The following is a 13,425-nucleotide window of genomic DNA, read 5'->3' as shown; positions in this document are numbered from 1 at the left end:
ATTACTTAAAAGAAAAAGCTGATTTTTTGAAAAATCAGCTCCTGCTTAAAAGTTTTTAATTTTCTTTGTTGCATAATTTTTAAAACCGAATAAGAAAACAAGACCCATTGCCAGAGCCGCTAAAGCGGACATCCATTCCCCTTTCACTAGCAGGACCATGCAAAAGACCAGGTCCTCAAATAATAGGAAATAGGAAATTAGCTTTATGACTGCAGATTCTCTCATTTTTGCTGGCAATGGATACAGTGAGACCCACACTTTCCATTCATGAGCCTTCCAAACAGGCAGCAGTTGAAGGGCTGTCATGAATAGGAACATGAAAGTCACAATCAAATGTGCCCATATATTAGTGAATACACTTAAAATCACGGAACCAATGATAGTTAAACGAAAACAAAGGCCCACATAATCATTGGATCGCAGCAAAGTACGGGCGTATAGATAGGTATAAGTTGATTTTTCACCATACGGAATGAAGGATAAAAGCCAGTCCATCCATTTCCTTCTTGCTACCTTCCCTTTCAAATGGGGAACATCAGTAAACATGTTCGCTATCCGATAAAAAGAATTCATCCGTTTGTTTTCCAGTTCAACCAGTCGTTCCCACTTCAACACAAAACCTTTAGTTGCGCTTCGATAATACATGTAAAGCCCTAACAATAATAAAATGGTTATAAGTGCAAACAGGATATTTGCCCTTGAACAGATGAAATAGAGCATCACTCCATTAAGTAAAAAGCGGATGAGAGAGTCCCAATGGCTCACTGATGCATCCTGATATTTCAATACCTGCCAGCGCATGGTTAAATTCAAAAACTTTAAAATAAGCAAAACAACAAGGATGATCCCAAAGTCTTTACCGCCTGCACCCGTAACCTTTGTATACATCGGTATAAATGCAATTAGGACAACCAACAGGATAAAGCCCTGCATGACCCAACTTAATACCAATGAATTCTTGAAATAGCTTTTCAACTTCGTTTCAAGCGGAAGCAAGAATACCGTATCAGGTTCTTTCAAAAAAGTATTTATCGGGCTTCTGGTTACCAGGAGCGATAAAACAAAAGCCATGATCAATTCAGCCGGGAAATCACGGTCTAAAGTCTTCACCCAATCACTGTAATAATAAGCTAAACCACCAAGGACCAATACCATGACAAAAACCAGATGGCCGTTAAAAATATAGCGAAGATATTTTTGCGTTTCATTTATATAGCCTAAATATCTTTCCTTCCAGAGATTTTGACTATTCATGTCCAATTTCTTCTTTCGTCAATTGAATATATAAATCGTCAAGAGTTGCCCCCGGCATGGAAAATTGTTCACGAAGCTGCTCAAGATTGCCTTTTGCGCGAATCTCTCCATTATGCAGGATGATGAAGGAATCACAATACCGCTCGGCTGTTGCCAGTATGTGGGTGGACATTAAAATTCCCGCTCCACTCTCTTTCATTTTCCTCATCAAATCAAGCAAGGATTGAATGCCTAATGGATCAAGACCCACAAAGGGTTCGTCGACGATATATAAAGACGGCTGTACTAAAAAGGCGCACATTATCATGACCTTTTGCTTCATTCCTTTTGAAAAATGGGCCGGAAACCATTTGAGTCTTTTCTCCATATGGAATTCCTTTAACAGAGCGTCCATCCTTTCTTTATAGGTCGCTTCCGCCAAACCATGAGCCATGGCCGTCAGCCTTAAATGCTCCTCAAGTGTCAGCTCATCATATAAGATTGGTGTTTCTGGAACATAAGTGAATTGTTTACGATATGTATCCGGGTCTTGGGCCAGTGTTTTACCATGAATCGAGACACTTCCGCCTTTTGGCTCCATGAGTCCGATGATATGTTTAATCGTCGTACTTTTCCCAGCCCCGTTAAGCCCGATTAACCCTACTAACTCATTTGGTTGAATGTCGAAACTTATTCCTTTTAAAACGGGCGTTTTCGTGTATCCGCCCACTAATTGCTTGATTTCCAATAAGGACATATAAACGATCCTTTCTATATAGAGGTTCTTATTTCCATTTTAGCAAATTCTCCTGCTTTTATATAGTCGAGTGTTCCTGGATTGAAATTTCCATAAATAACTAATTATAATTTCCCCACTTGGTGGCCATCATAAATAAGGAAGAAGGGGTTAGTCATTACGTGTGATTCACATCATATTGTAAATGAGGTGTCAGTTAAAGACGTATTACACTGAAATGCCCAAAAGTTTTATTACAAATGATTCGCATCATATTGTAAATGAGGTGTCAGTTAAAGACGTATAACTGAATTAAAAACCAGAAGCTTCATTTAAAAAAATCGTTTCGAGCAAGGAGATGGTTCTCTTGCACGTAAAAGCAGAAAAATCATTCAATAATTATCAATTATGCTTGAAAGTTGATGAAACTTTAAAGATATAGGAGATGGTTGCTTTGAATGGAAAATCTCTAAACAGATAATAACCATATTTTACTCCAATGTAGATGAGGTGTTTGTCGCAGAGAATTTATGCTAATGCGAATTTTTGAAGCAAAACCCCCTTTTTCGAACAGGCAGGGTGCAACTTAATGTTGCATCCTGTTTTTATGATTTTTCCTTTTCCCAAGGATTCATGCTATGGTACGATTAACCAAATACATTAACTTCTAAAAGGAGCGTTTTAAATGAGTGATTGCATTTTTTGCAAGATAATCGATGGGGAAATTCCAAGTACCAAAGTTTTCGAAAATGAACATGTACTGGCCTTTCTCGATATCAGTCAAGTAACAAAAGGCCATACCCTGGTAATTCCTAAAATACATAAGGAAAATCTTTATGAGTTAACACCTGAAATAGCCAAAAATCTTTTTGAAGTGGTGCCGGAAATTGCCCGCGCCATGAAACAGGAATTCCAACCTGTAGGCCTGAATCTTTTAAATAATAATGGTGAAGCCGCAGGACAGTCCGTTTTCCATTTTCACATGCATTTAATTCCGCGACATGGAGAAGGTGACGGCTTTGGTGCTGTTTGGAAAACGAATACCAGCGACTATACACCTGATGACCTGAAACAAATCGCTGACTCCATTGCCCAGCATTTAAAATGAGACGGGGATAGTAAGGTTTTTAGCCCCTACCTTTCATATACTTTATAGTTCAGCAACTGAACGTTTTCCAAGCGCTGGTTGTACGAAATACAATGATCTAGTTGGTCCTCACTCAAAGTGCAGGACCTTTTATTTTGGCCATCATTAAAATGAATTGTCACTTAAAATTCTTAATTTTCCCCCTATTGAATTTAGTTTTCTGGTAGGATATATGAATAGTCTCAAATACTTTATCACATAGTCGTATAGGAGGAAAAAAATTGAAACGTGCACGCAATTTTAACGCTGGGCCAGCCGCCCTTCCCTTAGAAGTTTTACAAAGAGCCCAAAACGAATGGCTGAATATTGAGGATTCCGGCATGTCCGTCATGGAATTAAGCCATAGAAGTTCGGAATTTGAAAAAATTCATAACCATGCCATTCAATCATTAAAAGACCTTATGGAAATTCCTGAAAATTATGAAGTTCTTCTGCTGCAAGGAGGAGCAAGCCTGCAATTTTCCATGATTCCAATGAACATTTTGAATGATGGAAAAAGGGCAGATTATGTACTCACTGGTTCTTGGTCGGAAAAAGCATTAAAAGAAGCCAAGAAGGTAGGTAAAACGGCAGTTGTAGCTTCATCCAAAGATGAAAAATATACGTTCATCCCTAAAGTCGAAGACATCGAATTGAATGATGATGCTGCATATCTTCATATCACAAGCAATAATACGATTTACGGAACGCAATGGAAGGATTTTCCAGAAACAGGCAACGTTCCTTTAGTAGCTGATATGTCAAGTGATATTCTCAGCAAAAAAATTGATATCAGTAAATTCGGCATCATATATGCAGGTGCACAAAAGAATTTAGGACCATCGGGAATCACAGTCGTTATCATCCGTAAAGATTTAATAACGGATAATGAAACAATCCCATCCATGATGAACTATTCTATCCATTCAAAAAATAATTCTTTATATAACACCCCTCCGACATTGGCCATTTACTTATTGTCCCTTGTGTTGGATTGGGCAAAAGAACAGGGCGGCGTGGAAAAAATTGCTGAAATCAATGAAGAAAAGGCAAAAGTCATTTACGATGCGATCGACGGCAGCGATGGTTTTTATAAAGGCCATGCCTTACCGGACAGCCGTTCATTAATGAATGTAACTTTTACGCTTCCGTCTGAAGAAGCTGAAGTTCAATTCCTTAAAGAAGTGAAGCAAGCCGGATTCGTAGGACTGAACGGTCACCGTTCCATCGGCGGCTGCAGAGCATCCATCTATAATGCTGTCCCTCTATCCCACTGTCAGGACCTTGCCGATTTCATGAAGAAATTCCAGGAATCGTATAAAGCGCAGGAAGCTCAAATCCTTTAATTCGAACAAATATAACTTCTAAAAAAATAGGTCTTATGATATACTGTTTTAAACTTCTTGCAACAGGCAATAGTGCATTGTTGAAGAAAAGATGTTAGTTGAGATGAGAATAGGAGAGATGAGTAAATGAAAACGAAAACCCTTGTGTCACTGTCCCTATTAATCGGGATTGGGGCTGCCCTGCATTTTATCGTTCCTGGATTCTTCCTTGGAATGAAACCGGATATGATGCTGTTGATGATGTTTTTGGCGATTGCACTGTTTCCCGCGAAGAAAAATGTATTCATTGTTGCCTTGGCTGCTGGAGCCATCTCTGCCATGACAACTACATTTCCTGGAGGACAGATTCCAAATATCATAGACAAATTGGCAACAGCCTTTCTTTTTTACCTTTTATTCATCAGTCTTAAGAAGTTTTCAACATCCGTTGTCACCGTTAGTATTTTGACTGCCGTAGGAACAATCATTTCCGGCGCTGTCTTCCTTGGTTCGGCTTATTATATCGTTTCCCTTCCAGGTCCTTTCGTTGCACTTTTCGGCGCTGTTGTACTTCCTGCCGTACTGCTAAATACAGTTGCGATGGTCATTATTTATCCAATTGTGAACGGCATCGTAAGAAAATCTAATATACCCATTAATGCTTAAGCAGCAGGATCATCATACTTAAAAAAGCACCGGAGTGTCCGGTGCTTTTTTTTTCCAATCTTATGAATCTGGGATTCTAGTCAGACTCATCCTCCAAGGGTCAATGAATCAATAACAACATAAACCAAATGAAAAGCAGTAAAACCCCGGGAAGACCCATAGCGAAGGCTCTAGCCTGGAGCACCCTCTTTGGCGGATAGATGCCCGGAGTTTTCGCCTTCCTTAGAAAATACCCCATTCCGCACAGGCATATAAGGCCTAATAAAAAAATGATTTTCATTATTAACCCACCAGTGCCATCCATGTTCCGACAGCTTGTTTTTACTATCTATATGCCGCTCTTTCCTTTATATGAAGCATTTTGAATAAAGCTTCAAGTTATTTTTAAATATTATATATTTACTATATAAGTTTAAAAAAATATTTTTGTGATATAAAGATAAAATGGTCGATATGCTTCCATAAGAATGAAAATTATGGTATTTTGATATCAATAGTATTTCTATCCCTATTTATCATAATTTCCAATTGATTTTTACAGCAGGGATTCCGACCATGTAAAGCGAAAACAATATTATAAAATGAGGTGATCCTAATGAAAGCAAAATCATTACTAATTGGCTTTTTAACCGGGACAGTCGTAGCAGGTGCAGCAACCTTACTTTCTACACCAAGTTCAGGTAAAGACTTACGGACTCGCATCAAAACGAATACGGACGAAATTAAGAATATAATTGATGAATTAAAGGTAAAAATGCTAAATATTAAAGATGACACGATGGAAGCTACAGAAATCAGCAAAGAAACGGTAAAAACCTTCATATCGGATGTCCAGATCGTCATCGAGAACTGGAAGCAGGAAATCGAACCCAATAAGAATGAATTATTGAAGAACGTTCAAGAAATTGAAAATTCATTAAAAGAATTGGAAACGGTCATTCCTGCTTCGAAAAATTAATAGCTGACATCATCACAAAAGCTTGATTCTCCATTTTTCCCAATAAATTACATGGTTTATTGGAGGAAAATGGAGAATTCCTTAAAAAAACTAAAATTTTCTAAAAATTTCGCAAATATTATCTTTATTAATTTTTATTTTATTGTCATAATAAATATATAGAATCTTATAAGTAGGTGAGCCCATAATATGCAGAATAAAAATTATTCTATGAAAGAAGCAATGATTTTTAGTCAACGAATTGCACAATTAAGCAAAGCATTATGGAAGTCGATTGAAAAAGATTGGCAGCAATGGATTAAGCCCTATGATTTAAATATCAATGAGCACCATATTCTTTGGATTGCCTACCATCTTAATGGCTCTTCCATTTCAGATGTAGCAAAATTTGGGGTCATGCATGTTTCTACGGCATTTAACTTTTCAAAAAAATTAGAGGAACGCGGGTTTTTAACATTTTCAAAGAAAGAAAATGACAAAAGGAATACGTATATAAAAATCACCCCTGAAGGTGAAAAGCTTCTGCTTGATTTAATGGAGACATACGACCCAAGTAAGAACTCCGCTTTCTCAGGTGCACTTCCACTACGTGAGCTTTATGGGAAGTTTCCGGATATGATTGAAATGATGGCTGTCATCCGTAATATATACGGTGAAGATTTCATGCAAATCTTTGAACGATCCTTCGACAACATTGATCAGGAGTTTACTGACGTGGAGGGTAAAATCACCAAAAAAAAGATAGAGAAAGAAACTGAGCCAGTTTAATTTCACACTCTATCCATTTCCTTCATGAAAGATACATATAAACCTTGTGAGAGGCATGCATCAATGCAATCCTTTATGGTTATTTTGGGATTAATCTTTCTTTCAAATTGATTAAAAAGCGGTCGAAAGTTCATGTAACCTTCCGCTTTTTCTATTTCATAGCGTTTGCTCAAGATATCACATGTTTCCAATAATTCTTCCGCTTCCTTCTTCGTAAAATTTTTTTCCACAAATAGAAAGTCCAACTTGGCCTCCGGATTGCGTATCAAGTTTAATAAAAGCCGTTGATGAAAACGGAGTATTTCTATTTCTTCATTTATATTTTTCATACATCATTTATCCCCAATCAATCATTCAAATTTAACATATAAGGCTTATAACCAATTTGATTTTCATGCTTAAGACCCGGCTGATCCTTTGTTCAAAACCCGTCCTTAAACTCCTTTAGCATTCTTCCACACTAAAGTGATTTTTATCTTAAAACTAAACCAAGAATTCCATTGCTTTTTCCACACATTCATCGTAATGTATGTAAGTATATTCAACGGTCTTTGGAGGGCTGATTTCGAAATGAATTCGTGGAAAACAATTGACGTGGCAAAACAATATGGGAATTGCCGCCTGATCTTCTTTTCAGTTTTTACTATATTGATGTCATTTGTTCTGATCTATACATTATTAAGTGTCTTTTCATCCCATGTTGTTTTGTATGGCGATCAAACAATGGTATTTTTTAGCCTATTACTCTTATTATATCCTGTTCACAAACTATTACACTATTTACCTTTACGATTATTGTGTAAAAAAGTAAAAACTTCATGGTCCTTGAAGTGGAATCTTGTCCTAACATGCAAAGTCAATGTGCATTATCCGATTCGAAAGCACCTATATCTCTTGATTCTTGTGTTGCCTTTCTTCATTATGTCTGTCATATTGATTGGTTGTGCCCTTAGTTTTCCACATTACATCCATTATTTCACTATTTTATTATCCCTGCACACAGGATTATGCGTATCGGATTTTATTTATATTAAAAACCTGGTTGGTTCTCCAAGGCATTCTTTTATTGAGGAACACCTCGAAGGATACGATATACTTATTCAAAAATGATTTCTTATCTATTCATAAAGATGCCTGAAGATTTTTAGGTATCTTTTTTCATTATAATTTGGTATCGTATTTATACATGATGTTTTGCAAGGAGGGATTTTAGGTTTTGATCTCGTTCTGGTTTATTATTTTTGCTATTTTGATCCTTTATAATATTAATAGAATGACAAACTCTTTATGCATTCAAAAGGAAATTGCTGAAGACCGGCAGCCTAAAGTATTCAGGACCATTAATGTATTAATTACTATTATGTTATTATCCTCCTATATTGAAATATTGTATACGTAGAGATGAGCAACAAATGATGGCCATCATTTGTTACATACATTGGTGATATCCGGCGCATTATCCACATAAAGAAAAAGGGCGAAGCTGATTGCTTCGCCTTTTGTTTATGAGTTTATAACCAAGAAGCTCCAATGATGACTAACAGGATGAAAAGAACGACAATTAGAGCAAAGCCTCCACCTATTCCTCCAGACATTGATCTTCCTCCTTTCCATTCTTAAGTAATGGTAATTTCATGCACACTCTTATATCCGCCAAAAGGAATCCATTCCTTTCATAGCTTGATAATCACTTCAATCTTTTTTGTTGAGCGGCTACCCTATCCTATTCAACTCCACGGCAAAAGGAGTGGGCTCTTTCCATTATTAATTTTGCAACCGATTAGCAGAAGGCTGCTCCTACAATTATTAATAAAATGAATAACACCACTAACAATGCGAAACCTCCGTTAAATCCATTACTCATTATGCTACCTCCTTTTGATGTCCTCGATTTAGCATATGTAATGGTTTATTATCTGGGTAGGCGTTCACCCATTTTTCAAAAAATTCTTATTCATACACCAATATATTATTTTTTGTAAAGTAACCAGAATATGTTATAGTTAATTTTGTGGAAATACGAAAAATAGCAAACCAGAAACTTAAAACTAGGAGTTGTTTTTATGAAGAAGTGGGCATTATCGATTGCTGTTACTGCAGGGCTGATCGGACTTACAGCATGCAACAGCGACAAGGAAGCAGTCGTGGAAACTAAAGCGGGAGATATATCCAAAGAAGAATTTTACAATGTAATGAAAGATCGTTATGGTGAAACCGTTCTTCAAGAACTTGTTTATGAAAAAGTTCTTTCTGAAAAATATACAGTGACGGATAAGGAAGTTAAAGCTAAAACCGACGAGCTTAAAGCACAAATGGGTGAAAATTTCGAAACGGCCCTGGCATCTTCCGGATATAAGAGCGAAGATGATCTTAAACGTGCACTTAAAATCGGCATGCTTCAAGAAAAAGCAGCCGTTGCTGATATTAAAGTAAAAGAAGCTGATGTGAAAAAAGCTTATGAAGACTATAAACCACAAATCAAAGCGAGACATATTCTAGTAGAAGACCAAAAAACTGCTGACGAAGTTAAAGCTAAATTGGACAAAGGCGAAGACTTCGCTAAACTTGCAAAAGAATATTCAACAGACACAGGTACAGCTGAAAAAGGCGGAGAACTAGGCTGGTTCGGTCAAGGTGAAATGGTTCCTGCATTTGAAGAACAAGCTTACAAAATGAAGAAAGATGAAATCAGCAAGCCGATTAAATCAGATTATGGCTACCATATCATCCAACTTCTTGATACAAAAGAAAAAGAATCATACAAAGATATGAAAAAAGATCTTGAATATGATTTGAAAGTCGCTCAGATTGACCAAACAAAAGTTCAAGATATTTTGAACTCGGAAGTCAAAAAAGCGGACGTGAAGATTAAAGATAAAGATCTAAAAGATGCCCTTACTTCTGGTGACGCAACTCAAGCTGAAAAATAATTAGATAGTAAAAAGCGACAGGACTTTGGCCTGTCGCTTTTTTTCATCATACAAGCTATGCTCCCTGATTTATATCCTTTTTACGCCTCTCGCGCTCTTCCTCCATACGTTCAATGTACTTCTGACCTTCCTTTTCAATCCAAGCATCATCTATGAGGCGTTCCTGCCTAGCTGTCCAAATTGACATGACTGCACTGACAATTATTCCAATAAACACGAACCAGATCCAAATTGGCATGTCCATTCCCTCCCTAATAATCTACTATTCATTTACTAGAGAATATGCATGAACAAAAAAAATATGCTTCTTTCTCCAGCGAGAAAGAAGCATATTTGATTAAAATGTTGGTTTATAGAATGAACGGTTATCGAGCGCGAAGACTCTCTCCGTAAATTCACCCGGTTTCACTTTTTCCAAGGCACGGTCCATCATATTTATCTTGGCATCCATATTATCAATATAATGCAGCACTTCCGCTTCCCGCACCATTGGCGGTTTGGGACTGCCCCATTCCGCTTTACCATGGTGGCTTAATATCAAGTGCTTGAGAATCATGATTTCTTCTGCTTCAATGCCTAATTCCTCTGCTGCCTTTCCGACTTCATTTACCATGATGGTGATATGCCCCAACAAGTTACCTTCCACTGTATAAACAGTCGATACAGGCCCAGATAGCTCATGTACCTTACCAAGGTCATGCAGAATGACTCCTGCATACAAAAGATCCCTATTGAGCGAAGGATATAGGGTTGAAATGGCCTTAGCCAGCCCTAGCATCGATACAACGTGATAGGCGAGTCCAGACATATACTCATGATGGTTCTTAGTGGCAGCAGGAAACGTCAGGAATTCATTCTGATATTTTTTAATGAGATGCCTAGTCACCCTTTGGATATTCGGATTCCTCATTTCAAAAATGAATTGAGTGATGGTTTCCATCATTTCTTCCTGACTTAAAGGGGCCGTTTGAATTAAATCGGCTTTCGTGACGCCATCAGCATCTGAAGTAATTCTGATATTACGGATTTTCAATTGGCTGCGTCCTCGATAATTCTGGACTTCCCCTTGAACTTTCACCGTAGCTTCCGCACTGTATGTTGTCTCATCCGCCTCGGAAACATCCCATAGCTTTGCCTCGATCTCCCCGGTTTTATCACACAAAATCAATGTTAAAAACGGCTTTCCATTACTTGCAACCGCTTTTGTACTCGTTTTAATGTACATATATATATCTACTACTTCACCAATTCCGTAGTGTATGATCCCATTTCCCATGCGACTGCCTCCGTTCAATTAAATATCAACATTATAACATATCAACCTCGTCAGTGTGTTTAGTTTTCGTTAATAAGTGATGGACAATGAAAGTTAAGCCTAAGCTGCGTCTACTTATCACTCCACAAGAAAACCAGGCTTGAACACAAGCCTGGCTAATCGAACCTATCTCAACAGTTCTTGTTCGGACAATACGCGCATTTTTCATGGCCCTCAATTCGGTAATATAAACAGCATGTCACCCGTTTATAAGGATTCATGGATTCCTGAACACTTTTTTTCCCAATGAATCGTTTAAAAGGGGAACGCGATTCAATATTCAGCCATACTTCATCATCAAGCAGCCTTTCAATGTCCTTTTCAACTCGCATCTTTATATCTGTCTGTCTCAGTAACTCACTATACATCCATACTGTATAGCCCCAAATATTTTCCCAAAGTACAAGTTTCGATATTTTAGTGGTTCCAGAAAATGAGCGAATGGCATCCGCACCAAAGCTGCTTAATATGGAATGTAGGGCGGAAGAGCTTTCCATTTCCGTAACACTGCTCCACCTGTTATTTTTCAGCAAAAAATCCGGAAGCCAATGTTCATCTTCCGGATCATCCAAAACGCCAATGTCCTGAAGTGTGCCTTCCCAGATAAGCCGATGTTTGCTGAACATGTAAAATTGTGCCGTGACAAAAAAAGCATAACGTCTGAACCACATTGAAATTGCTATTCTTGCCGTTTCCGCCCCAGATCGGGCTTGTGCATACTGAATCAGGTCTTCAACATGATTGAAGGTCTTGGAAACTTTGGCTTCATCTCGAAAGGATATGCGATATCCTTGCAGCTCTTTTTCAATAGATGGTGAGAGGTTATGCATTAGCCAGCGCTTTCATATGACGTTGAGCGTATCGGCCTTTACCAAACGGGATGCACATGGGACTGCCGAAAATTGGATCATAAGAAATTTGACATTCCATGCTGAATACATGCTGCACCAATTCAGGCGTAATGATATCTTCTGGCCGACCTTGAGCATGTATCGCCCCATCTTTAAGTGCCACCAGATTATCCGCATAACGGCAAGCTAAATTCAAATCATGAAGCACCATCACGATCGTTCTGTTCTCAAACTCATTCAAGTCGAACAATAAGTCCAAAATCTCGATTTGATGGGTCATATCAAGATATGTAGTCGGCTCATCCAACAAAATGATGTCCGTATCCTGAGCCAGCGTCATCGCTATCCATGCCCGTTGCTTCTGGCCTCCCGATAATTCATCGACTGCCTGATCCTTCAATTCGGTCAGGTTCGTTGCTTCAATTGCCTTTTGAACTTTCTCTTCATCCACGGAACTCCACTGTTTCAACCAACTTTGATAAGGATATCTTCCTTGTTTAACAAGTTGATAGACTGTAAGTCCTTCAGGAGCAACCGGCGATTGTGGAAGAATCGCCATCTTTCTTGCTACATCCTTCGATGACATGGTTGAAATCGCTTTGCCTTCGAGTAAAACTGAACCGGATTGAGGTTTTAACAAGCGGGCAACCGACCTTAGAAGAGTTGATTTTCCACATCCATTAGCACCGATGAACACCGTGATCTCCCCATCGGGTATTTCTATATTCATATCATTTATTATTAATTTATCACCATAACCGAGCGATAAAGACTGTGTGTTAATAGCTGGTCGCATAAAAATACTCCCCTTTTAGTCTAATAATACCAGTTTAATGAAAATGATTCTCACTGTCAATCTAAAAAAAGAATATAAACCAAAAACTCCTTGGCCCATTCCTCTCAAATTGTTCATTAAAGTGAACATTCGATTAAAGATATGATGCTTCCTTTGGAAACATTAATGTAAAAAAATTTAGTTCAGTGTATTAACTTGCCCAACAAAAGATTCTGTCCTTGCTCCCCCTCCGGGAAATCCTTTATCGAAATCTCCTAACTAGATTGAGCGGAAAATAAAAAAGCCCTCCATTTGGAGAGCCTTTTAACCGACCAGCAGGCGATTTGTACAATGTGCCAGGGATTCATCTCTAATGAAGGTAAATAAATCCTGATCGATAAAAGGTACTAAACCTTCTGCGATGTTCCAGGCATTGACCTCTATTTGATAAAGGATTTCTGATTTTTCTGTACTGTATAGCTCCTCACTCAGTACAGCAAGATCGGGGTCTAGCGCGTGGCCCATCTCATGTGTGAGAATCACCCATGTATATTCTTCAAGCCTTTCAAGAGAGCCTAGGGAGCGTTCACACTGAATTTCGATATCTCTACTATATAAAGTGATGGTATGTCCTTTGGCAGAATATTTCCCTCCAACACATCGTTTATCAGGAAACTCCTTTTCGATGATTAACTCTAAAGAAGAATCATGGTGGCTTACAAACTCATTCATATTCAATGAC

19 protein-coding genes are annotated in these 13,425 nt (G+C 38.0%); 8 read left to right on the top strand and 11 right to left on the bottom strand.

Annotated features, from left to right (window positions below; genetic code table 11):
* Positions 1-45: 45 nt before the first annotated feature.
* On the bottom strand, positions 46-1,254 hold the full coding sequence (locus tag ABIE66_RS06085; protein ID WP_370014190.1) for an ABC transporter permease: 1,209 nt from the start codon (positions 1,252-1,254) through the stop codon (positions 46-48).
* On the bottom strand, positions 1,247-1,990 hold the full coding sequence (locus tag ABIE66_RS06080) for an ABC transporter ATP-binding protein (protein WP_289317538.1): 744 nt from the start codon (positions 1,988-1,990) through the stop codon (positions 1,247-1,249). Before ABIE66_RS06080 ends, ABIE66_RS06085 begins: the two co-directional genes overlap by 8 nt.
* 664 nt (positions 1,991-2,654) lie before the next feature.
* Between ABIE66_RS06080 and ABIE66_RS06075 the strand changes: the two genes are divergently transcribed.
* From ABIE66_RS06075 to ABIE66_RS06065, 3 genes are all read left to right on the top strand, one after another.
* Entirely contained in the window at positions 2,655-3,077 is a 423-nt protein-coding gene (locus ABIE66_RS06075) for an HIT family protein (RefSeq protein ID WP_370014189.1), read from the top strand.
* Positions 3,078-3,337: 260 nt separating this feature from the next.
* Entirely contained in the window at positions 3,338-4,441 is a 1,104-nt protein-coding gene (serC, locus tag ABIE66_RS06070; RefSeq protein ID WP_370014188.1) for a 3-phosphoserine/phosphohydroxythreonine transaminase, read from the top strand.
* Between the two features lie 126 nt (positions 4,442-4,567).
* The gene (locus tag ABIE66_RS06065) at positions 4,568-5,086 is read left to right on the top strand and encodes a tryptophan transporter (protein WP_289317541.1); all 519 of its coding nucleotides are present in this window, start codon (positions 4,568-4,570) and stop codon (positions 5,084-5,086) included.
* 100 nt (positions 5,087-5,186) lie between these two features.
* Here ABIE66_RS06065 and yhzF read toward each other — a convergent pair whose 3' ends face one another.
* Positions 5,187-5,366 (bottom strand): membrane protein YhzF, encoded by a 180-nt coding sequence (gene yhzF, locus ABIE66_RS29040; protein ID WP_483313975.1) that lies wholly within the window; start codon positions 5,364-5,366, stop codon positions 5,187-5,189.
* Positions 5,367-5,681: 315 nt separating this feature from the next.
* Here yhzF and ABIE66_RS06060 point away from each other — a divergent pair, with 315 nt between their 5' ends.
* On the top strand, positions 5,682-6,044 hold the full coding sequence (locus ABIE66_RS06060; protein WP_370014187.1) for a YtxH domain-containing protein: 363 nt from the start codon (positions 5,682-5,684) through the stop codon (positions 6,042-6,044).
* A gap of 189 nt (positions 6,045-6,233) precedes the next feature.
* Positions 6,234-6,812 carry an HTH-type transcriptional regulator Hpr gene (locus ABIE66_RS06055; protein WP_289317543.1) on the top strand — a complete coding sequence of 193 codons (579 nt, stop codon included), beginning with the start codon at positions 6,234-6,236 and terminating at the stop codon, positions 6,810-6,812.
* A gap of 2 nt (positions 6,813-6,814) precedes the next feature.
* On the opposite strand, the gene ABIE66_RS06050 is transcribed toward ABIE66_RS06055, so the two are convergent.
* Positions 6,815-7,141, bottom strand: coding sequence for a DUF1878 family protein (locus tag ABIE66_RS06050; protein WP_289317544.1), 327 nt, complete (start codon positions 7,139-7,141; stop codon positions 6,815-6,817).
* Between the two features lie 196 nt (positions 7,142-7,337).
* On the opposite strand from ABIE66_RS06050, the gene ABIE66_RS06045 reads away from it, so the two are divergent.
* Together ABIE66_RS06045 and ABIE66_RS06040 are read left to right on the top strand one after the other, a co-directional pair.
* Positions 7,338-7,922 (top strand): DUF3267 domain-containing protein, encoded by a 585-nt coding sequence (locus ABIE66_RS06045; protein WP_353957895.1) that lies wholly within the window; start codon positions 7,338-7,340, stop codon positions 7,920-7,922.
* 106 nt (positions 7,923-8,028) lie between these two features.
* Positions 8,029-8,211 carry a hypothetical protein gene (locus ABIE66_RS06040; RefSeq protein WP_034314696.1) on the top strand — a complete coding sequence of 61 codons (183 nt, stop codon included), beginning with the start codon at positions 8,029-8,031 and terminating at the stop codon, positions 8,209-8,211.
* A 112-nt stretch (positions 8,212-8,323) separates the two neighbouring features.
* On the opposite strand, the gene ABIE66_RS06035 is transcribed toward ABIE66_RS06040, so the two are convergent.
* Both ABIE66_RS06035 and ABIE66_RS06030 read right to left on the bottom strand, forming a co-directional pair.
* Complete coding sequence (locus ABIE66_RS06035; RefSeq protein WP_034314699.1) at positions 8,324-8,407, bottom strand: YjcZ family sporulation protein; 84 nt, start codon at positions 8,405-8,407, stop codon at positions 8,324-8,326.
* A 185-nt stretch (positions 8,408-8,592) separates the two neighbouring features.
* The gene (locus ABIE66_RS06030) at positions 8,593-8,676 is read right to left on the bottom strand and encodes a YjcZ family sporulation protein (protein WP_285767821.1); all 84 of its coding nucleotides are present in this window, start codon (positions 8,674-8,676) and stop codon (positions 8,593-8,595) included.
* Between the two features lie 199 nt (positions 8,677-8,875).
* Here ABIE66_RS06030 and ABIE66_RS06025 point away from each other — a divergent pair, with 199 nt between their 5' ends.
* A complete protein-coding gene (locus ABIE66_RS06025; RefSeq protein ID WP_370014186.1) occupies positions 8,876-9,742 on the top strand; it encodes a peptidylprolyl isomerase in 867 nt (288 codons plus the stop codon).
* Between the two features lie 55 nt (positions 9,743-9,797).
* Here ABIE66_RS06025 and ABIE66_RS06020 read toward each other — a convergent pair whose 3' ends face one another.
* From ABIE66_RS06020 to ABIE66_RS06000, 5 genes are all read right to left on the bottom strand, one after another.
* Complete coding sequence (locus ABIE66_RS06020) at positions 9,798-9,980, bottom strand: sporulation YhaL family protein (RefSeq protein ID WP_053344914.1); 183 nt, start codon at positions 9,978-9,980, stop codon at positions 9,798-9,800.
* A 99-nt stretch (positions 9,981-10,079) separates the two neighbouring features.
* Positions 10,080-11,018: a 3'-5' exoribonuclease YhaM gene (gene yhaM / locus ABIE66_RS06015; protein WP_289324054.1), complete on the bottom strand. Its 939-nt coding sequence runs from the start codon at positions 11,016-11,018 to the stop codon at positions 10,080-10,082.
* A gap of 170 nt (positions 11,019-11,188) precedes the next feature.
* Positions 11,189-11,887, bottom strand: coding sequence for a (2Fe-2S)-binding protein (locus ABIE66_RS06010; RefSeq protein ID WP_370014185.1), 699 nt, complete (start codon positions 11,885-11,887; stop codon positions 11,189-11,191).
* The gene (locus tag ABIE66_RS06005) at positions 11,880-12,704 is read right to left on the bottom strand and encodes an ABC transporter ATP-binding protein (RefSeq protein WP_370014183.1); all 825 of its coding nucleotides are present in this window, start codon (positions 12,702-12,704) and stop codon (positions 11,880-11,882) included. The genes ABIE66_RS06010 and ABIE66_RS06005 overlap by 8 nt, the downstream gene beginning before the upstream one ends.
* Before the next feature lie 303 nt (positions 12,705-13,007).
* Entirely contained in the window at positions 13,008-13,415 is a 408-nt protein-coding gene (locus ABIE66_RS06000; protein ID WP_370014181.1) for a hypothetical protein, read from the bottom strand.
* Positions 13,416-13,425: the final 10 nt, after the last annotated feature.

Source organism: Peribacillus sp. B2I2, assembly GCF_041261685.1.
Classification (GTDB): domain Bacteria; phylum Bacillota; class Bacilli; order Bacillales; family DSM-1321; genus Peribacillus.
Note: the sequence above shows the minus strand (reverse complement) of the source record. Positions and strands in the feature narration are given on the sequence as shown.